This is a genomic window from Chlamydia felis Fe/C-56 (genome assembly GCF_000009945.1).
GTDB classification, from domain to species: domain Bacteria; phylum Chlamydiota; class Chlamydiia; order Chlamydiales; family Chlamydiaceae; genus Chlamydia; species Chlamydia felis.
Genome location: NC_007899.1, coordinates 43101 through 68075 on the forward strand (window position 1 = coordinate 43101; position 24975 = coordinate 68075).

Sequence of the window (24975 nt, forward strand, 5' to 3'; positions counted from 1 at the left end):
AGAAAAACTTCCCTCGAAGTCGATTCTTTTGAAGATATTTCATGAAGAAATGTATGATCATGGATTTTCTTATCCAAATTTAAAAGGAGAAGATCCATGAATTTAGCAGATGCTCATGTTCATCTTTCGGACGATGCCTTTGTTGAGGATGCTAATGATGTGATTCAACGTGCAAAAAATGCGGGAATTTCTCTCCTTGTGAATGTCACTACAACTATTAACGAGCTAAATAAGTCTTTTGCTTATGCCGAAAGATTCTCAGATTTGCGTTTTTGTCATGTTGCGGGAACGCCTCCGCAAGATGCTCATATAGACATAGAAGAGCATTTTCACTATTTCCAAGGTTTTGCTCAGGCTGGGAAATTATCCGCTATTGGCGAGGTTGGCCTGGATTATTGTTTTGCTGAAGATGATATGGCGAAAGATCGCCAGAAAGAAGTCCTAAAGAGGTATTTATCCTTAGCTCTAGAATATGAGCTCCCCCTTGTTGTGCACTGTAGAGGTGCTTTCGAGGATTTTTTCCATATGATAGATCAATATTATCATCATGACAAGCGTTCTTGCCCCGGCATGTTGCATTGTTTTACAGGATCTTTAGAGGAAGCTCGGGAACTTCTTTCTCGAGGATGGTTCATCTCTATTAGCGGGATCGTTACGTTTAAAAATGCTCAGGATCTACGTTCTGTAGTTTCTCAGATTCCTTTAGAGCATTTGTTGATAGAAACTGATGCTCCTTTTCTTTCTCCTACTCCTTATCGAGGAAAGAAAAATGAACCCGCTTATATTACACATACGATAGAAGCTATTGCTGATATTCATGGTATGGACCCTCATGAACTTGCAGATATAGCCTGTAGCAATGTTGTGCGTTTTTTAGAGGGGCATAAAAAAGGGTAGCCTGTCTTTGATTGTCTAGTAAAAATCACTTCACATAATTCTGATGAAGCTTTTATGGTCTCTAGAAAAAGGGTTTGTGAAATAAAGGCTTACGATGAATGAAAGGGAAACATGTTCTGAACTATCTCAGAAGCCATGGAAGTACTACACTAGCTTTGCTTTACGTTGTGTTCATTCTTTAGCAGGAGTTGCATTTACGTTGTTTCTCTGCGAGCATATATTTACTAATATGCTTGCTTCTTCTTATTTTAAAGAGGGAGGGGGATTTGTTCGTTTGGTGAGCAGGTTTCATCAGATTCCTGGTCTTCAGATCATAGAAATCGTTTTTTTAGCCTTACCTTTTATTTTTCATGCTATCATAGGAATTGCTTATCTCTTCCAGTCAAAATGTAACTCGGGAGTTTTTGATGGCAGCAAGCCTTCGTTAAATTATGCGAGAAACATTGCTTATACCTGGCAGAGAAGAACAGCATGGATTTTACTTTTTGGGATTGTTTTTCACGTTGTTCAGTTTCGTTTTCTTCGTTATCCCTTTCATGTAGAGCTGCATGGGCAGACTTATTATGCTGTGGATATCAATGCCGCTCGATATACAGCGATAGTTCGTGGTACTAAGGGATTTTTCACTATAAATTTCTCGGCTCCACAAACAGCAACGATCCGTTTAGATAAAGAGGATTTTGAAGGCGACGCTATTTCTAAAATATCAGAAAACAAAGAATATCTTCTTACATCTAATGTAGGGACTGCTTTTCTTTATATTGTTCGGGATTCTTTAGGATCCCTATGGATGGCGATTTTCTATACTTTATTAGTGATCGCCGCAGCATTTCATGGATTTAATGGTTTCTGGACATTTTGTTCCCGGTGGGGAGTTGTGATCTCTTTACGTTCTCAAGCTCTTTTACGTAATTTGTGTTATTGTGCCATGGTTGTAGTTGCGGCCATGGGCATTAGTGTGATCTGGAATTTGTATAGCGTGGCATAAGAGTATGGAAGCACAGGGTTGTAGGGTTATTGTCGTTGGCGGAGGGTTAGCAGGATTATCAGCAGCCATGAAGTTGGCAGATTATGGTATCGTTGTTGATCTAGTATCGTTGACAAAAGTGAAAAGGTCTCACTCTGTATGTGCGCAGGGGGGAATAAATGCCGCTCTTAATCTTAAGCATGAAGAAGAAGATTCTCCCTATATACATGCCTATGACACAATAAAAGGTGGGGATTTCCTAGCAGATCAGCCGCCGGTGTTAGAAATGTGTTTGGCAGCTCCGAGGATTATCCGCATGTTAGATAATTTCGGTTGTCCTTTCAACCGCACCCCAAATGGAAATTTGGATGTGCGTAGGTTTGGAGGAACTCTATACCATCGCACGGTATTTTGCGGGGCTTCTACAGGTCAACAACTTATGTATACCCTAGATGAACAAGTGCGGCGTCGAGAAAGTCAGGAACGTGTTAATAAATTTGAAAATCATGAATTTGTAAGATTAATTACCAATAGTTCAGGAAGAACTTGTGGGATTGTGATGATGAATCTATTCAACAATCGTTTAGAAGTTCTTAAAGGGGATGCTGTGATCTTTGCTACAGGTGGTCCCGGAGTGATTTTTAAAATGTCTACGAACTCGACATTTTGCACAGGAGCTGCCAATGGACGATTGTTCCTTCAGGGAATGACCTATGCCAATCCGGAATTCATACAAATTCATCCTACAGCTATACCTGGTATTGATAAACTGCGGCTAATATCCGAGTCTGTGCGTGGAGAGGGAGGACGCGTTTGGGTTCCTGGAGATTCTTCCAAGACAATTACATTTCCTGACGGCTCTCAACGCCCTTGTGGGAAAACAGGAGAACCCTGGTATTTCCTAGAAGAGATGTATCCTGCCTATGGGAATTTAGTCAGTCGTGATGTGGGAGCTCGTGCTATTTTACAGGTGTGTGAAGCTGGATTAGGAATAGATGGACGCATGGAAGTCTTCTTAGATGTCACCCACTTACCGGCTGCCACACGACATAAATTAGAAGTTGTTCTTGATATTTATCGAAAATTTACTGGGGAAGATCCTGACAAGGAACCAATGAGAATTTTCCCCGCTGTGCACTATTCTATGGGCGGGGCTTGGGTAGATTGGCCCGCAGCAGATGATCCCGATCGTGATAGTCGATACCGCCAGATGACAAATATCCCGGGATGTTTCAATTGCGGGGAATCAGATTTCCAATATCACGGAGCAAATCGTTTGGGAGCGAATTCTTTATTATCCTGTCTATATGCTGGATTAGTTGCTGGAGAAGAGGCTGCTCGTTTTATTACAGCTTTTGGCTCCTGTCCAACAACATCTACGGATTTTTCGGATGCTCTTCAACAAGAGAAGGAGGTCAATGCTCTTTTACTTTCTAGAAGTGGAGGAGAAAATATCTTCGCATTGCATGAGGATATTGCCAAAGTTATGGTAAGAAACGTCACTGTAAAACGGAACAACAAAGATCTGAAGTCAACTTTAGAACAATTAAAAGAGTTCAGAGAGAGACTTCAAAAGGTTTCTGTGCATGATTCTTCACAATTTGCTAATAAGACTTTCCATTTTGTACGTCAGATGGGCCCGATGATAGAATTAGCCTTAGCAATTACAAAGGGAGCTTTATTGCGAGATGAGTTTCGTGGTTCTCATTTTAAAGAGGAATTTCCTAAGCGTGATGATGTGCATTGGTTAAAAACAACATTAGCTTCTTATGCTCCTGAGGAGCCTGAAATTACTTATAAGCCTGTAGATACACGTCACGTGCAGCCTTCACTGCGAGATTACACAAAATCTTCGACAGCAAAAATCGAACTTACCAATGTTCCTGAACTTATTCATCTGCCCATATAAATAGAGAGAGGACTATGGATATTCCTGAAACTTTTATATTGAAAATTTACCGAGGAACTCCGGGAAAACAATATTGGGAAAGTTTTGAATTGGCCTTACATCCAGGAGAGAATGTAATCAGTGCTCTTATGGAAATAGAAAAACGTCCAGTAAATACTCTAGGGGAAACAGTAAATCCCGTTGTCTGGGAACAGGGATGTTTGGAAGAGGTCTGCGGTTCTTGCTCATTATTAGTAAACGGAGTGCCTCGTCAGGCATGTACAGCACTTATTGAAGAGTATATTAAAAAGACAGGATCACGTGAGATTATTTTAGCCCCACTAACGAAATTCCCTTTAATTCGAGATCTCATTGTTGATCGATCGATCATGTTCGATAACTTACAAAAGATTCAAGGATGGGTAGCTGCCGATACTGACGGGGAGAACAACGGCGTGAAGGTGTCGCAAGAGGAGCAAGAGCTTATGTATGCCTTGTCTATGTGTATGACGTGCGGGTGCTGCACGGAAGCCTGTCCCCAAATTAATGAGCATAATGATTTTATAGGTCCTGTAGCTATTGCTCAATCGCGTTTGTTTAATACCTATCCTGGGGATAAACAGTCTAAAAAACGCTTACTCACGCTCATGGGCAACAAAGGTATAGAAGGTTGTGGTCAAGCACATAATTGCGAGCGCGTATGTCCTAAAAAACTTCCCTTAACAGAAAGTATTTCTGCAATGGGAAGAGATGTGGCCAAATACTCTTTAAAGTCTTTATTCCGTTCGATTTTCAAAAGAAAGAAAAAAGAGCGAGAGGAAGATTAGAAGAAGCCCTTGGGCATGCGGCTGCGGTATCCTGGAGGAGGTGGCATGCCATAGTCTATAGGGTTGGCGTAGAGAGTCCAGGGTTGAGACACAGATAGCAATTTCTCCATATTTTCTAAGGGATAACCTTGTAGGCCCGCATAATTAAATTGCCAAAGATCGATTTCTTTAGAGCCTGGATGAAGAATGAATCCGAAGTAGCTATATGCCCAATTACTGTCACCAAAAAGTAAAGGTGCAGGATAAGCAAGACGATGATGTCGCATTGCTGTTGCTAGTCTTAGAAAGACATCTTCCTCAAAATATAATCGCTGATAACTTTCCATCATCAAGCCTTTGAAGAGATGACGAATTTCCCCAGAAGATAAAAGGGAGAAATTAGGGATGAATTGTTCTATGAGCTTGCTGAATTTTTCATAGGTAATTCGCGAGGAGATTCCTAAATAAGAGCTTATTTTATCTAGGACCTCAGGAAGTTGTTGATCTGAGGTATAGGGAATATCTTGAACCATCTGATGAGCTAAACGCCGCTGGTATAAAGCCAATAGGCTTTCTGTTTTTGGCAAGGCGTCTTTTAGAAATCTTGAAGCTTTTTCATAGAGTTCTGGAAGTAGTAGGGAATAGTCGGAGCAAAAATCATGAAAATCGTAAGCAAGATTCTGAAGACTATATTTTGCACAGAATCTTTCTATAAATGTGAAGATCCCCTGTTGATCTAGTACCGTATCTTCTAGAAAATCCTGATGGTTTTTTACCCAAACATCTCGTAACCAGGTATAGCTGTACCAATCATTGCTCCACGCTTCGCGGAATAGGGGAGATCCTGCAATTACGGAAAATACATGCGTGGGAGACGAGGCAATTAGGGAGTGGGAGCCATCTTCTAAATAGCTTTTTATTGCTGAAGGAAGGTCTTTCAATGCGTCTGAGAAAAATGCTGCAAGTTCATGGGCATTTTCAGGATGTTTCTCAACATGAGTAAGTTCTTCGGGATTTTCAAAGTAATCTTGCAATAGGGTCTCTACTGTTCCTCCGGAAACATATACCCAGGGCGTGTGGGAAATCTTGTCTAAATTGTTAAGGACGGATGGAGGAACAGGAAGATCGTAGGCCTGAAGAATGCGCGTTATCGCAGCCTCTTGGAAAGAATTCTTATGAATGAAAGAGATAATCCGATGGATAAGAGCAGACACCTCTTTTTCTAATCCCAAAACGCCATGTTTTTCGAGCAGATCTCCTTCGGTTGAAGAAAAAAACTCGGATAAAAAACCAATAAATTCGTTAATCGAATAGATGGAAGACCACGTGTTGGGATGACTTCTTCCGTGGGTAAATAGGATGCGAAACCCCGCAGGAGAGTCGGCATAAAGATGAGAGAATTCTTGGATGAAGGCGTCGTAGGAACTGCGGAAATACTGAGGTATAATTTTTGTATAAAAAGAAAGTAAAAAATTCGGCAGAGAGAAGAGTTTTTTCGCTTTTTCTTGAGCAGCATCCCAATCCTGTAGAGCTTTGTTTAGCTCTTGGCGAAAGCGGATATGGTCCATAACCAGGATCTTATTATCCTGATCATTTAAGGGATTTCTCATGCGGCTTTCGATGTATTCCAGCTGAGCACGTGCTTCTTGATATGTCTGTTCGCATTGTTCTATGAGATTGCGAGATTTGTCGATATATTCTTCTACAAAAGTTTGGATGATGAAGGCTAGGCTATTGGGATCATTAGGGTTCCATCCTAGGGCAATGCGGAGGCGATTTAGTGTAGAAGCATCGTTAGCATCAGCAAGAGAAGCTAGTGTATATTCCCAAGACTTTAGTAGAAGATTTTGCGTATCTCTAATAAAAGCAAATTTCGCTTGTTCATAAGCACTAAGAAAGCTGTAGATTCTTTGCATTTGGGAAAGCTTGTGAGAGTGCTCAATAGAGAAAAAAACTTGTTCCTTACTGTAGAACCCTTCTTGAAATAGGGTGGATCGTACAGAGCTTTCCGTAATTTGATAATGATGTAATAGAGTACTTCGAATTATCTCATTAGCAGTTATAGAGTCGTCTATATGTTGGAGTTTATTAAGGAGATATTCATGGGCAAGGACTTGCTGCACGCGCACTTGGGGATCATCTAAAGTATCTACAACACCTGCAGCAGCGAATGCTCTTTGTAGACCCGGAGATGCAGAAAGTTTTGCAATAGGATCAGGATAGAGGTCTAATATTCTTAAAGGCTTGAATAGCTCCCCAATACACCCCGATAAGTTCATGGGTACGGAGATTTCTCTAGTGCCTATGATTCTTGTAAGTTTCCCAGAAGAAAGAAGATCATCGATATCTTTGATGAACAACTCAGGATATTCTTGATGAATCACAATAGCAAAGGCTGAAGCAAAGCAAGATCCAACGTCTTGACGTAGATAACTAAACATTGCTGCAAGTGCTGCTTGACGCACGTGAATAGGAGTTAAGGTTGTGTCGGGAGGTAGGGCTAGGGTATTGCGGATAAGATCTTGGATGCCTTTATAGGAAGGGACAAAAAGTTTTTTTATTCTCTCTCGAATCTCTGGGACTTGTTTGATCGCTTGAAGCATCTTTAAGAGATGTTCTCTGGATTTAGTTTCGTTATGTCTGTGAGGACCTAGAGGGTAGAGACATTTTGATAAATGTTCGGTAGCTTGTACAACTTTTGCTATATCGATTTCTCCAGTATCCGTTAGGATGTAACGTGCAGCATTTCTTGCTATAGTAAGGTTTTTAGCAGCTAAAGGAGACTGTAGAGATGTGGTTTGGTAAGCTTGAAATAGGGTGTCATTTTCTGAGCAAAAGATCTCTTCTAATTCATTGTGCTTTTGCTTAAGAACTAGCGAATCAAAAACAAAAAAATCTAGACGAGACATAAGAAATGCAGAGAATTTTTTGGGCTTTTTCTATTTCTTATCACGAATTCCAGGTTTCTGTCAGCAAGCGATTCCCCGAAGGAAATCTCAAGAAAAGTTCGTGTTAGGAAATAAGAATGATTATAGCTTATAGGATGAGAAAGATGGAAAACTTGGGGGAATAAAAGGCAACAAATTCTTTCTAGGGACGCGTATTAAAAAGTTTTCCTATTTTTGTAAAAAAAGACGGTAAAAGATAACATGTTTCGGTTTAATTTTTAAACTAATGAGTATTAGGCATGATTATACAGGAACAGCTCACTAAATTCTGTCCGTCGGTAGTGCACTTTGTACAAACCCATCAATTGAAATTATCACAAGTGAATAAATGCTTTTTCTGTGTTGTGCTTGTAGGTATAGTATTGATTTTCATTGGTTTGGCGGCAACCTCGCCAATTTTCGTGACCATCATCTCTGGTGTAACCCTTTTATGTGTTTCTATTTTTGTAGTTTTAGCGTTACTACTGCGGTTGGGACAGGGGTCAACATTGCTTCAAGAACCTGGAAGTGAGAGCATCACTATCGAAAACCTCCATTTAACTGAACGATAGAAAACTTAAAGTCCCATCTATTTGTGTTTGTGTTTCTTTGTTCAGCATTTCTGTAAGAGTTTCTATAAAGTTTTCTGAATTTAAAGGTGCTAAGGGATCTTTAATCAGTTCTTCAATAGGTAACCGCATGAGATAATCCGTAAGTTCATGATTCCCTGTGATGCACACAAGGATATCTCCGGGTTGTATCTTCTGTGTTATAGGGGGTGTAAGGCGCGAGAACGTTTCTTGTCTTTTTAAAAAAGCTACGGGAGGGGTTTCTCCTACGGATAGAAGGGATAGAGAAGTTTCTTCCGAACAGTAACGAATAAACGTCATGGAGACTGTGGCCTCGTCTCCTTCTGTGGTTTTCCTAAAAGTTTCGAAGGTATCTGAGCTGATTTTCTCTAGAGAAGAGGAGAGGTTGGCGTAGGCAAGGAATAAGCTTCGTGCAGATAGAGCATAAAGATAGGACGGGAGCCCTATGTCTCCTGCGAGACCGACAACACCTAGTAAATTTTGTTCGGGATCAGAGACCTCCCATCCATAAAAGTGCCCTGAGAGTTGAATCCCTTGGAGATGTTTTGAGATAAAAGAGACGTTAGGAAATTCTGGGAAGGGAGGACTGAGTAATGTTTGTTGTAAGGAAGCAAGAATAGCAAGTTCTTTTTGTAATTTGACTCCAGAAGCAAGTTCGATTTCAGCTTTTTCTTTTGAGTTCAGAAGTAAGAGTAGTGTGCAGTTAAAGATATTCCCTAATTCATTAATTTCATAACCATAGGGTTGGGGTTCGTAGCGTATGTTATGATTCCCCCTCCATGCAGCCTCCATGCATGTTGTAAGTTCTTGAATCGGCTGATTTAGTCGTTTATTAATTTTCGTGAGAACCCATCCCATTAAGCTAAAAGCTAATGAATAAAAGAAGATCACATTTAAGGGGAGGCGGATAGCCTTGGTAATGAGCCAGGAAAGTGGAATAAGGGATAAAGTATAGGTCCCTTGGATAGGAAGCTTGTTTAAAATGATCCCTAGATAGCGTTTGTTTTTTATTTTTACGCTTATAAGATTTTGTTCTCTGAGAATTTTCGGAGCTACTTCAACGAGATTTGCAGATTTTCTTGGGGTGGTTTTAGGAAGATCTGCGATATCTACAGAGAATACCTCCGAAGAGAATTTAGGATTTGAAGCAAAGAGAACCTCTCCGTATTTATTTAATAGGCAGAGATCTTCGTCTTTTAATTGCAGGGATTTAAATAGGTCTCTTTGTAAAAATTCCATAGGATAAAAACTAACGAGCAACCCCGCGCTTGTGGGGGAGTTCCATACTTCAATATCTTCGGTAATGACTAGATAATATTGAGGAAAGCTTGTTGTTTCCGGGGAGATTGTAATGATACATGCTTTCCCTGAAGACATGCTGAGCTTCTTTTTGATCTCAGGATGATTTTTTAAATAATGAATAAAGGGATCATGGGAATTTTTTGTTTTTATATTTCCATCCCTTAAGGGGATGAGACAAAGCGAAAAGTCCGTGTTGGACAGAGCAACCATTTCGTTGTAAGCCTGAGAATAGAAATCTTCGGCTGATGATGAGTAGGCTTTAAGAGCGAGAGTATTAGCCAAGCGTTTAAGGAAAATTTTATGAATAGTAAGCTTCTTTTCAAATTCTAAGCTAAAATTTGTAGCTCGGGTATGAAGGTTTTCTACAAGGTTGTTTTTTGTTGCTGAGAAAGAAAATAGCGATAGGACAACCAGATTCAAAATCAAAGGAATCGGAATTACCAAAAAAAGGAACAGCAAAATGCGTTTGGTAAAAGTTTGTTTCATGAGTCCGAGATTTTAAGAATCAGCAAAGTAATGTCATCGTATTGATGGCAATTTCCTACGAAAGTTTTCACAGATAACATTAAAGAATGCATAGCATCTTCTGCGCTTTTCCCCACCAAAGTTTTTATAACGTTTTTTAAACGTTCCTCACCAAACATTTCAAAATGTTTGTTGTGAGCTTCTGTGATTCCATCCGAATATAAGACAATCAAAGATCCTGGAGCTGGTTGGAAACTGGCCGTAGGGATATCAGGAATATGGGGAAGAAAACCTAGAGCCATCCCAGGGTGATATAGACAAGAAACCTCACCATTAGGAGATAGATAGCATGCAGGATTGTGGCCGCAGGAATAAAACTCTATAATCCCTGTTTTGTAATTGTAGCTGTAGACACATAGGGTGACAAACATCCCTGAATCGGCAGTATTTTTGTAAAATAGAGATGAGGTTTGTTCGATAGCATCTTTTATAGAAGGGGTTTGTGATAAGAATGTGCGTAGCATGTTCTTAAGAAATAGAGAGTAGCCACAAGCTTGTACGCCTTTACCAGAAGCGTCAGCAACTATTAAAAATAACTTGGCATTGTCTCCCTCACCGACAGTAAAGGCATCGAAGAAATCTCCTCCTACGGTAATAGCTGGAATATAAACTTTCGCTAATTCTGTATGCGGGTAACTTGCAAGCGTGTTGGGAAGAAGCCTTTGTTGGGCTTGCTCTCCAAGGCGTAGAGCATTTTGGGCGCTTTCTTTTATTTCATAATTTTTCTCAGCTAGGCTTTGTTGTTGGTCAAGGCTTTGCGTCATGGCATTAAAAATATGTCCCAACCTGTTCACTTCAAATCCTAGGGAATCATCTACATAAGGATCTCTGATATTTTCTCTTGTTTGTATGATGACTGTAGCAAGTTTGCGGATGGGTAGCGAGAGCCTTTTAGCAACAAGATAGGCAATAAAGCTTCCTAGTACAACACATGAAAAATAAGCAAAATATATGAGCATGCGTTTCCATAGTGTAGAAAAAAGCTCAGCTTTTACTCCGTAGGAAAGAATGCTCAGGTCCATATTAGGAACGTTATCGAGGTAGCACCACACTTCTTGTTTCCCATTTTTAAAAGAGAAAAAGTTTGGCTCTATGGATAAAGGAGATAGATGAATTGCCTTTAGAGACACCTCTTTTGGACAGGTGCTTTCATCTAGAAAAGTGTCGCAAAATTGCATTTCAGTAATATGCGGGTAGATCGCTCGAAGATCTAAGTCTGGATCCGAGGCTTTTAAAATGATCCCATCTTTGGATAAAAGAGCTGTTTTTACCGTGAAGTAAGCCTGGGTATTTACCAGAATATCTTCTAGGAACTTTTCTGCATTATGAGTTGTGTAGAGCATTCCTAAAAGCTTGTGAGTATCAGTATCAAAAATATTTGCTTGCATCACAGAGTATACTTCATGATTTTCTGCAGACTGCTTAAATGTTGCAGAAAATGGGATGTTGTTTGGGATATTTATTTTATTTTGGTAATTTTCCCCAAGATGCTGAGGTTGACTAGAAGCAACAACGATTTTCTCTCCGTTGGGCTGTAGCTTAATTAAAGAGATCTCGTCATATGTTGAGCTAAACATTCTTTGCATTTCATTGCTAAGCTCAACATCAGGGACTGAGGGGATCCCTTCATCAAGGTCTAAGACTTCTGAAAATAACGCTAAAACGTCGGCATTTAAAGGGACTAGTTGCATGAGAGTATCTGCTTTAAATGCGGCATTTTCTTTAAATGCTACGGCAACAGATGATACCGTAGTGCGGTATTGTCTGATATTGAGTAGAGCGATATTAATCCCTAAAGGAATTAATATTGCAGCTACGCATGCTAGCCATAAACGATAGCCTATCGTTTTTGTAAAAGGAATCATCTACATTAAATTCGTAGTTATCGAGGACGTTGTAAATCTCAGCGATCTATCAGATGTCTTCTTTATTGCGTCTTTTCTTCATTATTTAGGTATATAGAAAATTTTGCTTAAGCAGACATCTACTATTTAACATGTGAGTGGAGTTTTTATATCCTGAAGTTGGTGCTAAAACACAAAAACAAGACTGTTAACTGGGAAGCTTTGTATAGGGAAAAAGATAATCGCTTTCTAGGAGTAACTAGAAAGCGATATAAAAGCGACTCTATTCTCCAGAAAATGGATTTGAGTCTTTAAATAGACCTACGGGGCCGAGTTCTTCTTCTATTGCCATAAGTCTGTTGTACTTGGCAATTCGTTCTGAACGCGATAGCGATCCCGTTTTAATTTGTCCAGTATTGAAAGCTACGGCAAGATCTGCAATTGTCGTGTCCTCGGTCTCTCCAGATCTATGGGATAGGATTGTCGTGTACCCTTGATTGTGGGCAAGTTGTATAGCCTCAGAGGTTTCTGTTAATGTTCCGATTTGATTTGGCTTAATTAATACGGCGTTTGCACGACCCTTGCTGATCCCTTCTGCAATTAATTCTGGATTGGTAACAAAGAGGTCATCTCCTACGATTTGGATAGCGTCTCCAAGTTCTGCTGTGAGCAAATCCCAACCGTCAAAATCTTCTTCAGCAAGACCATCTTCTATGGAATCAATAGGATAACGGTCGCAAAGATCTGCAAGTATTTCTACTTGTTCTTGATAGCTCTTACCCTCGTAAGTTTTTGTTTTGGTATCATAGAAAGAAGATGCTGCGCAATCAAGAGCTAGTGAAATTTCTTTCCCCGGTTGGAAACCAGATTTTTCAATAGCTAATACAAGAAGATCTAAAGCTTCAGAGTTGGATTTGAGTTGAGGAGCAAATCCTCCCTCATCTCCCACTCCCGTAGCGAGGTTCTTATCGTTGAGGAGTTTTTTCAGAGTGTGAAAAACATCTGCTCCCATACGTACCGCCTCTTTTATTGATGTTGCTCCGATAGGACGAATCATAAATTCTTGGAATTGTAGTCCATTATTGGCATGCATACCTCCGTTAATGAGGTTCATCATTGGGCAGGGGAGAACGTGAGAGAAACATCCACCTACATAACGGTAAAAAGGCTGGCCTAATGTTGCTGCCGCTGCTTTTGCTGCTGCTAAAGAAATCCCTAAAATCGCATTAGCGCCGAGTTTCTCTTTATTTGGGGTTCCATCGGCTTCTACCATGATAGAATCGATAAGAATTTGATCGAATATGTTGACTCCTTGTACAACAGGGAGGAGAACTTCTTTTACGTTATTTAAAGCCTGTAAGACGCCTTTCCCTTGATATCGAGAAGTATCGTGATCTCGAAGTTCTAAAGCTTCTTTTATTCCTGTAGAGGCTCCCGAAGGTACACAAGCTTCTCCAAAAGTGCCTGCGTCTGTAATTACTTTAACATATAGTGTTGGATATCCTCTGGAATCTAAAATTTCTCTAGCTTGGATATCTGAAATAGCAACTTCTAACATGAGTCTTCAATCTCTTTTGTCAAGGGGTTGGATACTAGCTCCCCAGGATCAGCTTAACACGATAAATAGACTGATCGTATTATCAAATAAGGTTCCTCACAGAGAGAGCTTAAAGGCAATATTAGGTTCTGATTTTACAAAAAGCAAGTAGATTTGAGTAATGTTTATGAGAGATAAAGAAGTTGTTCTTTAGCAGCTTTCATTTTATCTCGATATTTTGCAGCTTCATCAAATCGAAATTCATGAGCTGCTTGCTGCATGAGATTTTCGTATTTTTTTATCAGTTTTTCTAATTCTTTTGTAGATAAGGGCATCTTCAGATTGTCTTGAGTTTCCTGTTTCCTTCCTTGAGGAATAGGGTTAGCAAGAATCGCTTTGATGATAGGTTGCGGAGTGATATTGTGCGCTTTATTATACTCTAGCTGTATTTTTCGACGACGTTCTGTTTCTTTTAAGGTTTGTTCTATAGATTGTGTTTTTTGATCTGCGTAGAAAATCACTTTCCCTTCTACGTTTCTAGCTGCTCTTCCACAAAACTGTATTAAGGAAGATGTGCTACGCAAAAAGCCTTCTTTATCCGCATCAAGAATAGCGACTAAGGACACTTCGGGAAGATCCAATCCTTCGCGAAGTAGGTTTACGCCTATAAGTACATCGATATTTCCTAAACGTAAATCCGTAAGAATTCGCGTGCGTTCTGCAGTTTCTATGCCCGAATGTAAATAAGCGGCTGCAATATCTAATTCTGACAAGAAAGCTGCGATATCCTCAGCGAGTTTTTTAGTGATAGAGATGACTAGAATCTTTTCTTGCGATTTAGATAAGCGTTTGCGGATTTCTTCAAGGAGATCATCTACCTGTCCCGTTGCAGGTCGGATTTCTGGGATAGGATCAGGAATACCTGTAGGCCGAATAATTTGTTCTACAACATGTCCGCGACTTTCGTTTAACTCCATCTCTCCTGGGGTTGCGGATACATAAATTACGTTATGGAAATATTTTCTAGCTTCTTCGTAAGTCAGAGGACGGTTATCATAAGCTGAGGGGAGACGAAAACCGTACTCTACCAATGACTGCTTTCTAGATAGATCTCCACGATACATAGCGCGCATTTGTGGTAGTGTTTGGTGAGACTCATCTATGACTAATAAAAAATCCTCGGGGAAATAATCTAAAAGGCATGCTGGAGGTGATCCTGGAGGCGTTTTTGTAAAGTGTCGGGAATAGTTTTCTATTCCTTTACAAAATCCTGTCTCTTTGATCATTTCGATATCATGAATCGTTCTCTGGAATAGTCTATCTTGTTCTATTGGGCGGTCGTGGAAGAATAACATGCGTTCTTCTAGTTCTTCTCGTATAGAACGGATTGCTTGTTCACGAACAGCTTCTGGTGTGACGTAGTGTGATCCTGGATATATAATGACTGAGGCTACCGATTCCAAAGGCATCATGGTTAGGGGATCGTTGTATTCTATAGAAGTTAGTGTATCGTTAAAAAATGCTAAGCGAATAGCGCGGTCGCTTTCATAAGCGGGGAAAATGTCTATAACACTACCGCGTTCCCGGAATGTCGCGCGTTGCGCTACAGGAGAAGCTTGATAATTCATTTTTACAAGCTGAGAAGTAAGCAATGAACGCGGGTATTCCTTCTCTATTTCTAACTCTAAAGCCATAGAGGCATAGTTGTCTGGAGAACCAATACCGTAAATACAGGATACAGAAGACACGATTAACGTATCTCTACGTTCTAAAATAGATCGCGTGGCAGATAAACGTAATTTATCGATTTCACTATTGATTAAGAGGCTTTTTTCTATGTAGGTATCATTACGAGCAATGTAGGCTTCAGGTTGATAGTAATCGTAGTAAGAGATGAAATACTCAACCGCATTGTTGGGGAAGAACTCTTTGAATTCTTGATACAGCTGAGCCGCTAGAGTTTTATTATGCGCCAATACCAATGTAGGACGATTGATATTGGCCACAACATTCGCAATAGTAAATGTTTTCCCAGATCCTGTGGTGCCCAAAAGCACTTGGAACTGAGCTTGATTACGCACACCCTGAGTAAGCTTAGCGATGGCTGCTGGCTGATCGCCACAAGGAGCAAAATCAGCTCGTAATTCAAAAGTCATAGGCGTATGTGTTTTATGGCAACATGCGAGAACGCCATTTTTGGCTTAGCCTTAAGGTGTCATGTACTTCTGCCATAGTTTCTTTGGCTATAGCGCGCATTTTTTCTGTCCCCAGTTGTAAAGCTTCATGAAGAACTTGAGGTTTTGCTAATAACTCTGCGCGTTTTTCTCTAAAAGGTTTTAAGAAAAGGATAAGCTCCTCAGCGAGGCGCGCCTTTACTTCAATGTCTTTTATACACCCTTGACGGTAACGCGTTTTAAATTCTTCAACTTCTTCTTTATTAGGGTTGAAAATATCGTGGTAGATAAATAGGGGATTTCCTTCAACTTTTCCTGGTGTCGTGGCGTGAATCCGGTTTGGATCGGTATACATTCTTTTGACTTTATCTTGGATTATCTCCGCATCATCAGAAAGGTATATCGCATTATTTGCAGATTTGCTCATTTTTCCTTGGCCATCAATACCTACTAGAGAAGTGAGATCTCCTTGTAGAGTTTCTGGTTCCGGAAAGATCTCCCCGTATAGACGATTGAAATTGCGGGCAATATCACGCGTGAGCTCTACATGAGCTTCATTATCTTTTCCTACAGGAACCAGTTGAGCTTTGGCAAGAAGAATATCCGCACTTTGTAATACGGGATAACCTACTAATCCTAGAGACAAGCCCCCCTCTTCTATAGAGGCATTTTTTGCCATTTCCTTAAGGCTAGGGAGCCCCATAATTCGATTAACCGAAATTAGCATGGAAAACAGCAGATGAAGCTCATAAATTTCGGGGATGGCCGACTGTAAGTAAATGGCAGATTTACTTGGATCTATCCCCACACTCAACCAGTCCGCAAGAACTTCGTAAATGTGATTATCCACGTCAAGAACTTGTTCTTTACGTACCCTGGTTGTAAGAGTGTGAAGATCCGCAACGATGAAAAAACATTCGTAAGCAGGGTTATTCTGTAAATCCAAACGATTTTTAATAGAGCCGACCCAGTGTCCTAAATGTAGTTTCCCCGTTGGTCGGTCGCCGGTAAGCACGCGCTTTTTGTTATTCATAATGTTTTTATTTTACTGACAAGATTTCTCAAGTTCTTCGAAATGATTCTTTAAGGATATTATATCTTCCTGAATTTCTCGGAGATTTTTCTCGCCTATAGGATTTTTTTGTGCTTCCAAAAGTCTTGCTAGTAAGTGACGAATCAAATGGCAAGTGTTTTGAACATCTGTCATTAATAGGAATTCTTGACCGTCTACTCTAGATAAACGATTTAAAAATACGCAGCGCTCTTGTTGAGAGAGCATGTCTGATGTAATGAAATTAATGAACTCACCACGCTCGTGAACATCCTTAGCAACGCGAATAAGCATCATGAATTCAGTAATTAAACTTTTGGATGCTTGTTTTTGTTCAGCGGGAAGATCGTGGATAAGTTTGCCGTTGATGAGCATTTCAAAAAAGAAATTCGCGATTTCTTGTTGGCCATTAGAGCAGTTAAAAACAACATTTTGAAACTCTCGGAATGTGGTGTAGCCAATAGCTGTGGCGAAAATTCTTTTTAAATTTCCTTCAAGAATAAGAAAAACATTGTCTTCTAGTTCTAGTGTTTTTGATTGTGCTGCCATATTTAGACCTTTGTATTTGGAATGAAATTACTTTTAACTTTTTGAAGCTTTTTTATCAATTTTTCAAGGGCAGCATGATCCTCTGGAGATAATTCTGAGCACTTTTTTAGTAATTGCGAGCCTTTAGAAAGAAAGGCAAGTGCTTGTTTTGCTAGGCATGTCTGACGACGATCGGTAGAAATTAAAGGAAATTCTCTTCTGATAATATCTAAGATCTCTCCTTTGCTTTCTCCACGGTAATTACGGATAATAGCTTCTTTTTTTTCTTGAGGCCCTTGTCGAGAAGCTAACGTATAGATCGCCTGTCTTGGCATTTTTTCTGCTTCTATTTTCAAGGGCTCAGGAAGAGTGGAAAATAGCTCGTAATATACGAGGAAATTATAGGGGGTTTGACGGTTGCCGTAGGTAATTAGCAGCCAGGCTGAAAATGCACCCTCACGGTAGGTTTTTAATAGATCCCGCACTTTTTTTATACGTTCACCATGTAAAAGCACGGCTTGGTGGTGGATTTGTTTAATTTGCGCGGATAGGTGACAGAGATTTTTGAAATCTTCCTCAGAAATCTGTTCGTCAAACGTATAGTGTTGTAAAAGCTGACGGAACTTTTCTTCTTCGTTTAGGGATAATTTTACATCGGAAAATCTGCTTAAGAAAGGGGAGAGCTCTCCTTCCATACGCTTTCGTGTTAGCGTTTCCATTTTATCTTGGGTATTTTTCTTGAAACGGTTTTCTAACAACGTTTTTAAATTTCCCATAGGATTACATATCCCTTAGTAAAATTAACAATTCTTTGGTTAGATTAAGGTAATCCTCAGAAGCTCTTGCTGAAGGTGCTGTAGAAAATACGGGTTTCCCGTGAATGGCGGCTTCAGAAATCGTAATGTCTCTACGAATCTTTGTATTTAATAGCCTTCCAGGGAATGTTTTGTGAATCAGATCAGCAAAAGCCGCGTTGTTCTTTCCGCGACAGTTCCAGAAAGAGAGGGCAACCCCTAGAACACTCAGTGGATGGCGAGAAGAGATACCTTGAATAAATGATGAGAGTCTTTCCAGACCTTTAACACTGTAAAATTCAGGAGTGGCGCAAATTAAAGCATATTGTGCAGCAATTAATGCGGACTCTGTAAGCCAGCATAGCGATGGGGGCGTGTCGATAATTACATAATCGTAATTATTTTCTACGGAGGCCAAAATATGTTTTAGCCGTTCATGAGAATAACGATCTGCGGCTAAATTCCCTGAAACTTCGACGCGCTCTAACCAAGTGTCTGCGGGAATTAAGTCTAATCCAGTGTCTTTGATGGGACGAATAACCTCATGAATATTTTTTTCTCCCTGAAGAACAACAGCTAAGCTATCGTAACAATCAGGATCAAGACCCAGGCCCGAAGTAAGATTTGCTTGAGCATCAAAATCAATGAGAAGTACTCGAGCATTATGATATTGTGCTAAAGCCGCTCCTAAATGCAGGGTTGTTGATGTTTTTGCTGTTCCACCTTTGAAGCTATTGACAGCGATGGTTTTCATTGGAGATGTTTGTCCTTGGATCCGGGGTTCTACAATAGTGGAGTTAAACTCAAAGAGTTCTTTTCTTCAAGTATAGTATTTATGAATGTATCTATTGTCATGTTATTTAACACTCGGTTATCTCGGGTGCGTACGGCTAAAGTATTTTCCTCTATTTCTCGGTCTCCCAAGGTAACCATATAGTTTACTTGCATATTTTGCGCGTTGCGGATTTTTTTACTTACGGATTCATTAGAGTCGTCCACAGTAACTACAAAGCCTAATTGCTGCCACGCTGTAGCGAGTTCTTGAGCTCGAGGTTGATGTCGGTCTGCTACAGTGATCAATCGTACATGTTCAGGGCTTAGCCATAGAGGGAATCTACCTTTGAAATGTTCTATAAGAATTCCTAAAAACCTTTCAATAGAACCAAACAAAGCTCGGTGTAACATAATAGGAGTGCTTTTTTCTCCTTGAGCATTGGTATATTCCAATTCGAAGCGTTCGGGTAAGAACATATCTAATTGAATGGTTCCACATTGCCACGTACGCTGGATAGCATCCTTCACATGAATATCAATTTTCGGTCCGTAAAAAGCTCCGTCTCCAGGGTTGATAACGAAAGGAGTATTGGAATTTATAAGAGCTCGCTCTAAGGCTGCTGTGGCTAAATCCCATAGTTCATCGCTTCCGATGGTTGCTTTTTCTGGTCGTGTGGATAGCTCTAGATGATACTCTAGTCCGAATGTGGAATATAGTTCAGAGACTAAATTTAAAATATTTAGGGTTTCCTCTTCTACTTGCTCTGGAGTAAGAAATACGTGGGCATCATCCTGGTGAAACGCGCGTACTCGCATAAGCCCCGAAAGAGCTCCAGAGATTTCATAACGATGCACGTGGCCAATTTCTGCGATTCTTAGAGGAAATTCCTTATAACTATGTAGACGCGTCTTATAATATAACATGCATCCAGGACAGTTCATGGGCTTAATTGCATAGTCTTCTTCGTCTATCTTTAGAGTATACATATTTTCTTTGTAGTTGCTCCAATGACCGGAAACTTCCCAAAGACTACGATTCACAAGCTGAGGCGTGAGGATTTCCTTATAACCTGCAAGTTGGTGCAAACGTTTCCAATATCCTATTAATGCATCCCAAATGATCATGCCGCGAGGATGGAAGAAGGGCATTCCTGCGGAACACTCCTGCTGGGAAAACAAATCGAGTTTTGTTCCTAAAACACGGTGATCGCGCTTTTTAGCTTCTTCTAGTTGATGTAGATGTTCTTTTAGTTCTTTTGTTGTAGGGAAAGATACTCCATAGATTCTTACTAAAGATTCACGAGAAGGATCTCCTCTCCAATATGCTGCTGATGTGCGTAGGAGTTTAAAAGCTTTTACAGGAGCTGTTGAAGGAAGATGAGGACCTCGACAAAGATCCATGAATTCCCCTTGAGAGTAGCAGGTAATATTTTCGTCTTCTGGGAATTCTTGAATGAGCTCTACTTTAAATGGGTTGCTTGCAAATTCTTGTAAAGCTTCCTGTTTATCATTAAATGTTTTTTTAGATATCTCGAATCGCTCTTTAGCTATTTGCTCCACCATGTTTTCAATAGCGGGGAAGTCGTCTTCGCTAATGGAAAGATTGGCAAAATCATAGTAAAATCCTAGATCTATAACGGGACCTATTGTGGGAATAGCTTGGGGCCATAAGCGTAGTACAGCTTGGGCTAGCATATGGGCAGAGGTGTGTAGAAAAATCTCTCGTCCTTCAGGATCTGTGAAGGTGACAAATTTTAAAACGTCTCCTTCGCTTAGGGTTGTGGATAGATCTTTAATTTGATCATTTATGACAACGCCAGCAAAGTAATGAGAATTTTTTATTTTGCTCGCGAAATCAGCAGCAGTAGAGCCTGTTGGTAATTCAAAAGTTTCGTTGTCGCAAATTACGCGGATCATTTTCTTTCCATCGAGAGTTTTTCTAAGTCTGTTATTGTAACGTTTTTCCGGATCAAAGCAAGGGAGTTTTCTTAAAAATGTTTAGGATTCACAGAGAGGGGTAAAGGTTTTTTTAAGATGAGTTGATGGTAAAAGTATATTTGAGTTGGAGCCAAAATTTTATTCTTTTACAATAAGAGCTTTTCTATCCCAAATATCAATTCCTCATGTCTATTTTTTTAGTATTTTTTACTGCATTTATTTGGTCTTCGTCTTTTTCTTTTAGCAAATTAGCTATGGAAGCGTCAGCTCCTCTATTTGTTACAGGGAGCCGTATGTTGATTGCCGGTTTAGTTTTTGCGGGGATAGTGTTGTGGAAAAAAGGGTCTTTGAAATTACCGAAGAATGTATATTTCCCGGTTTTTGTTTTATCCATAGTTGGATACTACCTAACAAATGTTTGTGAATTCCTAGGTCTGCAAAACTTATCTTCTTCAAAAGCCTGCTTTATCTACGGACTTTCGCCATTCATTTCCGCTTTGTTTTCCTATATTCAGCTACGAGAAACAGTAACCCTAAAAAAAATAGGGGGGCTAGGCTTGGGGCTTTTTGGCTACCTCTCTTATCTATTCTTTGGTGGCGGGGAGGTTGAGGCAAAAGCATGGAGTTGGCAATTGGGATTTCCCGAGATCTTACTATTGCTTGCGACTTGTTTTTCTGCTTACGGATGGACATTATTAAGAAAAATAGAAAAAAACTCTTCTTTATCGGTAATGGCGATAAATGCCTATGCTATGCTTATTTCTGGAGTTTTGTCTTTGGGGCATTCTCTAGCTGTTGAAACATGGAATCCCGTTCCCGTAAGTAATAAGGTTTTGTTTATTCAGGCTATTTTCTGCCTCGTATTATTCTCAAATCTTATTAGCTACCACCTCTACGCAAAACTATTGAGAAAATTCTCTTCAACTTTTCTTTCTTTTTGCAATCTAGTTATGCCTTTATTTTCGACATTCTATGGTTGGCTTCTGTTGGGGGAGAGCTTATCGGGATCCTTACTTCTTGCTGTTGTGTTTATGATCATAGGCTGTCGCCTAGTTTATCATGAAGAATTTCGCCAAGGCTACATTGTTTCTTAATGTATAGCAGCTTTACATAAAAAAAGCCCAACACAACTAGTGTTGGGACCTTCTTAGCTTTTAACGGTCTCGAGACAAATTAACTAAAGATTGCCGAGGTTGTTTGTGTTTGCGAATCGGCAATATTTTGTAGGGTTTGTAAAGCAGAGTTGAAACTTTGTTGAGACTGTTCTTGAAGCTGCTGAGCTTGTCCTGCATACTGACTCTGAATGGAGGTCATTTGTTTTAATTCTTCAGCGTGGGCTTCAGCCATACCTGCCTGTCTTTGGTGGTGAGCGATTTCTGCGCCCATAACACCGCCAACAATCCCGTCAATACCCGCAGTAAGGGCGTGAACCATTTGAGACATCTGCATAGATGTGGAAAGGGCTCTACCAGCAAAGGCTGCTGCGCGTCCTCCTTGAGTTTTTACAACATTCATACCTCGAGAAATCTTGTCTTTCCATCCGGGAGTGTTTAACACTTTTCCAAATAGCCCGCTGCTTTTTCCTGCGGATCCTGCAGCTCCTGCAGCAACTTTTGCGGCCCCCGCAGCCATATCATCGGCTAGACCTGCGGCGGCTTTAGCTGCGCCTGTTGCTGCCGAAGAAGCTGCGCCTGTTGCTGTCTTAGTGGCTGTAGTAGCTGCATCTGAAACCATTTTAGAAGCTTGAGAGGTGGCGGAACTAGCTGCAGACCCGGCAGCACCTGCGGTTTCTTTCGCAAAAGCTGCAGATTTTACTCCCCCTAAGCTTTTTGCTGCAGAAAGAAGACCTCCTCCAACGGAAACAGCGAAACCTACAATGTTTACAATACCAGAAATTAAGCTTTGTTTAGCTTGTGTTTCTGTCGCAGCGGCTTGGTGATTGGCCTGGGTTCTAATAGCATTCCCTATTTCTGGCGCCATTGCCACCTGATTTTGAATGGCCTGGTTTTGTTGTTGGAACTGTGAAGACCAGGATTTTGCACTAGCTTGGGCGAGTAAAGTCATAATCAGTCCCAATAAGGCAAGAGTTCCCATGCCTTTTTTAAGCACAACACCGTTAACTTCCTTATGCTCAGGGACGGGAAGTTGGGGAAGTTCATAATTGTTTTGTTGAAGGCCTTTAGGTCCTTTCACAGCTTGAGCTGTAGCAGTGCTCGATGCGCTAGATACCGAAGTAGAGGAAGAGGCTTTTCCAGATTTATCTGTTTTGGAGCTTTTCGATGTTTGAGAGGTTGATTCTTTTTTAGAGGTCCCCTGAGATTGTGTCTCTTGGATCAGATCCTCGAAACTTGCAGCAACTTCTCCCTGAGCACCCGTAGCGTGTCCAGTTTTGCTTTGCCCTTGAGCCTTTGAGGCTGCCTCACTGGCATTTTGCGCAAGCTGAGCAGCTAATGAAGGATCGGTATTATTATTTCCGCTAACTCCTGATGTCATAGCAAAAAACCTCTTAATAAATAATTTTTATACTGCTGATGCTAAGCCCGAGCTGATGGCTTGGAAGGCTTTAGCAATTTGAGCACCTAATTTAGTTGCTTGTTGCTGCATTTCACTTGCACTGTCTGTTTGCTTTGCTGCAATTTTACTTGCTTGTTGCCAAAATAGGGTGAACATCTTCATCATTTCTGATTGAGCTGTTAGGGCCCCCGTTTTTTTCTGAATGTCGGCAAGTTCGGATTGCATGTTAGATAGCTGAATATCGCCTATACCTTTAACTAGGGCGGGCACAGCGACAACAACGCCCATCCCAGCTGTTACCCATTTGCTTCCTAGGGTGTTGATTACTTTAGAAAGTTTTGGGAATGATTTAGCAAGCGCTTTTTGTCCTGTCTGGAAAATTTTAGACAGGTTTTTCGATAAGGTCTTTACAGCAGCTTTAATAGCCTGTTTGATAATTTGTTTGATCCCCTGTTTTAGGGCAGATTTAACAGCTTGCATAATGGCCTGTTTAATAGCCTGGACAATAACTGTTTTGATCGCTTGCATTACGGCCTGTACAGTAACTTGTGTAGCCACAGTTGTTGCTACGGATGTTGCAGCAGCCACACCTGCTGTGGCTCCTGCCGTTGCGGCGGCGGCAGCTGCTGTAGCTCCAGCGGCTGCGGTTCCTATAAGACCTAGGCCGCAGGTAAATAGTGAAGCAACAATAGAGACCACGGTGATGGTTACCGAAACCGCTATCATCACAGTATTCACCGTATTGAGAGTTGAGTTGCTATCTGCTTTCTTCTGAATCTCTTGCAATTTTTGGTATTCTTCGCGCTCAGAGTCGATCTTCAAGCCTTGGGATTCCAAGGACAGACGGTTCATAGTTGAAGCTTGAGCTTGGGTGCTTTGATAATCAGAGAGAGCTGAAGCTGTAGCCTCCCCAAGAGCTGCGATAGCTTTGGCTAGGGCCATGCTAATTTCCATAACTTCCTGTCTGGGCGTTAGAGATGGTTTAGGAAGATCGGGGGTTTCCAAAGCTCGTACAGCAGTGTTTGATTTCCCGTTAACGGCCGCAGAAACTAGTTGTTGGATTTCTTGTAAATGAGAAGAATCTACTGAGGACAAGGAGGAGATGGAGCTCTCCAATGTCTTATTGGTTTCTTCTATTGCAGTTTGTAAATTTGCAGCTTGGAACGTGGCTACGCCGGCAGTCTGAGTGCCAGCAGCAGCTTCTGCGGATTCAGCCTCTTGTCCTGCGGCAATTCCTTGACCTGCCATGATGTTTTCTGAATTTTGTGCTTCAGAAACGGCTCCGGATTTTTCTTTGCCCTGAGTTCCAGCAATGCTAGAATCACTTTGCATTTCAGCATTTTTCCCCTGACGGGTTTGCTGAATTTGCTTAGTTTCATTGCCAGCAAGTTTATCCGGATTAGGTACAGCTTGAGGTGTGGAAGCTAATACCTGAGCCAAAATATTTTTCTGGTTGGTATTGTCTGGACCTGAGGTAGAAAGAGACATGTTCTATTTTACCCTACGTTATCTAATTTTATTGAAAAACTACTGTTTGTCAGAGATGTGCTTGTTTACCGTTTCGGATAGATTCTTCAAACCATGAAGAACGGAAGCCAAATCCTTAGCAAACTTCGCATCTTCCTTAGGATTGGTAAATAATCCCTCGGTTAGGCTCTCGATAGGTAAGGAATCCAAAGTGCCATTTAAAGCAGCCATCATTTGTGCTAATTGTTTTGAATCTTGAATTCCAGAAAACGTTTGAGCTAAAGGTAAATCTTCATAAATAGAGGAAACTAAATTCTCTAAATTTGAAATTGCCTGTTCTTGTTTATCTGTTTCGTTTGTGAATAATACGGGAGCAGTTTCAGCTCGTTTTGCAGAAGGCTTTTTGGAAGCAGTTTTGTGTGTTTTTCTAACTTTTTTGTTCATAATGGAGT

At 40.6% G+C, this 24975-nt stretch carries 19 protein-coding genes; 6 read left to right on the plus strand and 13 right to left on the minus strand.

What is annotated here, in order from left to right; translation table 11 throughout:
* Window positions 1-96 precede the first annotated feature (96 nt).
* The 4 genes from CF_RS00220 (at window position 97) to sdhB (ending at window position 4579) form a co-directional block, all read left to right on the plus strand.
* On the plus strand, window positions 97-897 hold the full coding sequence (locus CF_RS00220) for a TatD family hydrolase (protein ID WP_011457600.1): 801 nt from the start codon (window positions 97-99) through the stop codon (window positions 895-897).
* A gap of 94 nt (window positions 898-991) precedes the next feature.
* The gene (locus CF_RS00225; protein WP_011457601.1) at window positions 992-1885 is read left to right on the plus strand and encodes a succinate dehydrogenase cytochrome b558 subunit; all 894 of its coding nucleotides are present in this window, start codon (window positions 992-994) and stop codon (window positions 1883-1885) included.
* A gap of 4 nt (window positions 1886-1889) precedes the next feature.
* Window positions 1890-3773 (plus strand): succinate dehydrogenase flavoprotein subunit, encoded by a 1884-nt coding sequence (sdhA, locus tag CF_RS00230; RefSeq protein ID WP_011457602.1) that lies wholly within the window; start codon window positions 1890-1892, stop codon window positions 3771-3773.
* A 14-nt stretch (window positions 3774-3787) separates the two neighbouring features.
* A complete protein-coding gene (gene sdhB, locus CF_RS00235) occupies window positions 3788-4579 on the plus strand; it encodes a succinate dehydrogenase iron-sulfur subunit (RefSeq protein ID WP_011457603.1) in 792 nt (263 codons plus the stop codon).
* Here the strand turns inward: sdhB and CF_RS00240 are convergent.
* Entirely contained in the window at window positions 4576-7467 is a 2892-nt protein-coding gene (locus CF_RS00240; RefSeq protein WP_011457604.1) for a hypothetical protein, read from the minus strand. The genes sdhB and CF_RS00240 overlap by 4 nt on opposite strands.
* 278 nt (window positions 7468-7745) lie before the next feature.
* Here CF_RS00240 and CF_RS00245 point away from each other — a divergent pair, with 278 nt between their 5' ends.
* Entirely contained in the window at window positions 7746-8057 is a 312-nt protein-coding gene (locus CF_RS00245) for a hypothetical protein (protein ID WP_011457605.1), read from the plus strand.
* Here the strand turns inward: CF_RS00245 and CF_RS00250 are convergent.
* The 9 genes from CF_RS00250 to thrS form a co-directional block, all read right to left on the minus strand.
* Window positions 8043-9863: a regulator of sigma subunit gene (locus CF_RS00250; protein ID WP_011457606.1), complete on the minus strand. Its 1821-nt coding sequence runs from the start codon at window positions 9861-9863 to the stop codon at window positions 8043-8045. The genes CF_RS00245 and CF_RS00250 overlap by 15 nt on opposite strands.
* A complete protein-coding gene (locus CF_RS00255; protein WP_011457607.1) occupies window positions 9860-11767 on the minus strand; it encodes a PP2C family protein-serine/threonine phosphatase in 1908 nt (635 codons plus the stop codon). The genes CF_RS00250 and CF_RS00255 overlap by 4 nt, the downstream gene beginning before the upstream one ends.
* A gap of 262 nt (window positions 11768-12029) precedes the next feature.
* The gene (gene eno / locus CF_RS00260) at window positions 12030-13304 is read right to left on the minus strand and encodes a phosphopyruvate hydratase (RefSeq protein WP_011457608.1); all 1275 of its coding nucleotides are present in this window, start codon (window positions 13302-13304) and stop codon (window positions 12030-12032) included.
* A 164-nt stretch (window positions 13305-13468) separates the two neighbouring features.
* On the minus strand, window positions 13469-15439 hold the full coding sequence (gene uvrB / locus CF_RS00265; protein WP_011457609.1) for an excinuclease ABC subunit UvrB: 1971 nt from the start codon (window positions 15437-15439) through the stop codon (window positions 13469-13471).
* 13 nt (window positions 15440-15452) lie between these two features.
* Complete coding sequence (gene trpS, locus CF_RS00270) at window positions 15453-16490, minus strand: tryptophan--tRNA ligase (protein ID WP_011457610.1); 1038 nt, start codon at window positions 16488-16490, stop codon at window positions 15453-15455.
* 12 nt (window positions 16491-16502) lie between these two features.
* Entirely contained in the window at window positions 16503-17057 is a 555-nt protein-coding gene (locus tag CF_RS00275) for a DUF5414 family protein (protein WP_011457611.1), read from the minus strand.
* Window positions 17058-17059: 2 nt separating this feature from the next.
* Complete coding sequence (locus tag CF_RS00280; RefSeq protein WP_011457612.1) at window positions 17060-17812, minus strand: pGP6-D family virulence protein; 753 nt, start codon at window positions 17810-17812, stop codon at window positions 17060-17062.
* A 4-nt stretch (window positions 17813-17816) separates the two neighbouring features.
* The gene (locus CF_RS00285) at window positions 17817-18584 is read right to left on the minus strand and encodes a ParA family protein (RefSeq protein ID WP_011457613.1); all 768 of its coding nucleotides are present in this window, start codon (window positions 18582-18584) and stop codon (window positions 17817-17819) included.
* Between the two features lie 29 nt (window positions 18585-18613).
* Entirely contained in the window at window positions 18614-20521 is a 1908-nt protein-coding gene (thrS, locus tag CF_RS00290) for a threonine--tRNA ligase (RefSeq protein WP_011457614.1), read from the minus strand.
* A 206-nt stretch (window positions 20522-20727) separates the two neighbouring features.
* Between thrS and CF_RS00295 the strand changes: the two genes are divergently transcribed.
* Window positions 20728-21636, plus strand: coding sequence for a DMT family transporter (locus CF_RS00295; protein WP_011457615.1), 909 nt, complete (start codon window positions 20728-20730; stop codon window positions 21634-21636).
* Between the two features lie 79 nt (window positions 21637-21715).
* On the opposite strand, the gene sctE is transcribed toward CF_RS00295, so the two are convergent.
* From sctE to CF_RS00310, 3 genes are read right to left on the minus strand one after another with little or no spacing between them, the layout of a single operon-like run.
* Complete coding sequence (sctE, locus tag CF_RS00300; protein WP_011457616.1) at window positions 21716-23035, minus strand: type III secretion system translocon subunit SctE; 1320 nt, start codon at window positions 23033-23035, stop codon at window positions 21716-21718.
* A 27-nt stretch (window positions 23036-23062) separates the two neighbouring features.
* Window positions 23063-24544, minus strand: a complete 1482-nt coding sequence (locus CF_RS00305; RefSeq protein WP_011457617.1) for a type III secretion system membrane protein — start codon at window positions 24542-24544, stop codon at window positions 23063-23065.
* 39 nt (window positions 24545-24583) lie between these two features.
* A complete protein-coding gene (locus tag CF_RS00310; protein ID WP_011457618.1) occupies window positions 24584-24967 on the minus strand; it encodes a hypothetical protein in 384 nt (127 codons plus the stop codon).
* Window positions 24968-24975: the final 8 nt, after the last annotated feature.

Excerpts from the sequence above, each read along its gene's own strand:
- CF_RS00240 (WP_011457604.1), bottom strand. The coding sequence starts at position 7,467 with ATGTCTCGTCTAGATTTTTTTGTTTTTGATTCGCTAGTTCTTAAGCAA.
- uvrB (WP_011457609.1), bottom strand. The coding sequence starts at position 15,439 with ATGACTTTTGAATTACGAGCTGATTTTGCTCCTTGTGGCGATCAGCCA.
- CF_RS00305 (WP_011457617.1), bottom strand. The coding sequence starts at position 24,544 with ATGTCTCTTTCTACCTCAGGTCCAGACAATACCAACCAGAAAAATATT.
- CF_RS00280 (WP_011457612.1), bottom strand. The coding sequence starts at position 17,812 with ATGGGAAATTTAAAAACGTTGTTAGAAAACCGTTTCAAGAAAAATACC.
- CF_RS00275 (WP_011457611.1), bottom strand. The coding sequence starts at position 17,057 with ATGGCAGCACAATCAAAAACACTAGAACTAGAAGACAATGTTTTTCTT.
- CF_RS00295 (WP_011457615.1), top strand. The coding sequence starts at position 20,728 with ATGTCTATTTTTTTAGTATTTTTTACTGCATTTATTTGGTCTTCGTCT.
- eno (WP_011457608.1), bottom strand. The coding sequence starts at position 13,304 with ATGTTAGAAGTTGCTATTTCAGATATCCAAGCTAGAGAAATTTTAGAT.
- CF_RS00220 (WP_011457600.1), top strand. The coding sequence starts at position 97 with ATGAATTTAGCAGATGCTCATGTTCATCTTTCGGACGATGCCTTTGTT.
- CF_RS00255 (WP_011457607.1), bottom strand. The coding sequence starts at position 11,767 with ATGATTCCTTTTACAAAAACGATAGGCTATCGTTTATGGCTAGCATGC.
- thrS (WP_011457614.1), bottom strand. The coding sequence starts at position 20,521 with ATGATCCGCGTAATTTGCGACAACGAAACTTTTGAATTACCAACAGGC.
- CF_RS00250 (WP_011457606.1), bottom strand. The coding sequence starts at position 9,863 with ATGAAACAAACTTTTACCAAACGCATTTTGCTGTTCCTTTTTTTGGTA.
- sdhA (WP_011457602.1), top strand. The coding sequence starts at position 1,890 with ATGGAAGCACAGGGTTGTAGGGTTATTGTCGTTGGCGGAGGGTTAGCA.
- sdhB (WP_011457603.1), top strand. The coding sequence starts at position 3,788 with ATGGATATTCCTGAAACTTTTATATTGAAAATTTACCGAGGAACTCCG.
- sctE (WP_011457616.1), bottom strand. The coding sequence starts at position 23,035 with ATGACATCAGGAGTTAGCGGAAATAATAATACCGATCCTTCATTAGCT.
- CF_RS00285 (WP_011457613.1), bottom strand. The coding sequence starts at position 18,584 with ATGAAAACCATCGCTGTCAATAGCTTCAAAGGTGGAACAGCAAAAACA.
- trpS (WP_011457610.1), bottom strand. The coding sequence starts at position 16,490 with ATGAATAACAAAAAGCGCGTGCTTACCGGCGACCGACCAACGGGGAAA.
- CF_RS00225 (WP_011457601.1), top strand. The coding sequence starts at position 992 with ATGAATGAAAGGGAAACATGTTCTGAACTATCTCAGAAGCCATGGAAG.
- CF_RS00310 (WP_011457618.1), bottom strand. The coding sequence starts at position 24,967 with ATGAACAAAAAAGTTAGAAAAACACACAAAACTGCTTCCAAAAAGCCT.
- CF_RS00245 (WP_011457605.1), top strand. The coding sequence starts at position 7,746 with ATGATTATACAGGAACAGCTCACTAAATTCTGTCCGTCGGTAGTGCAC.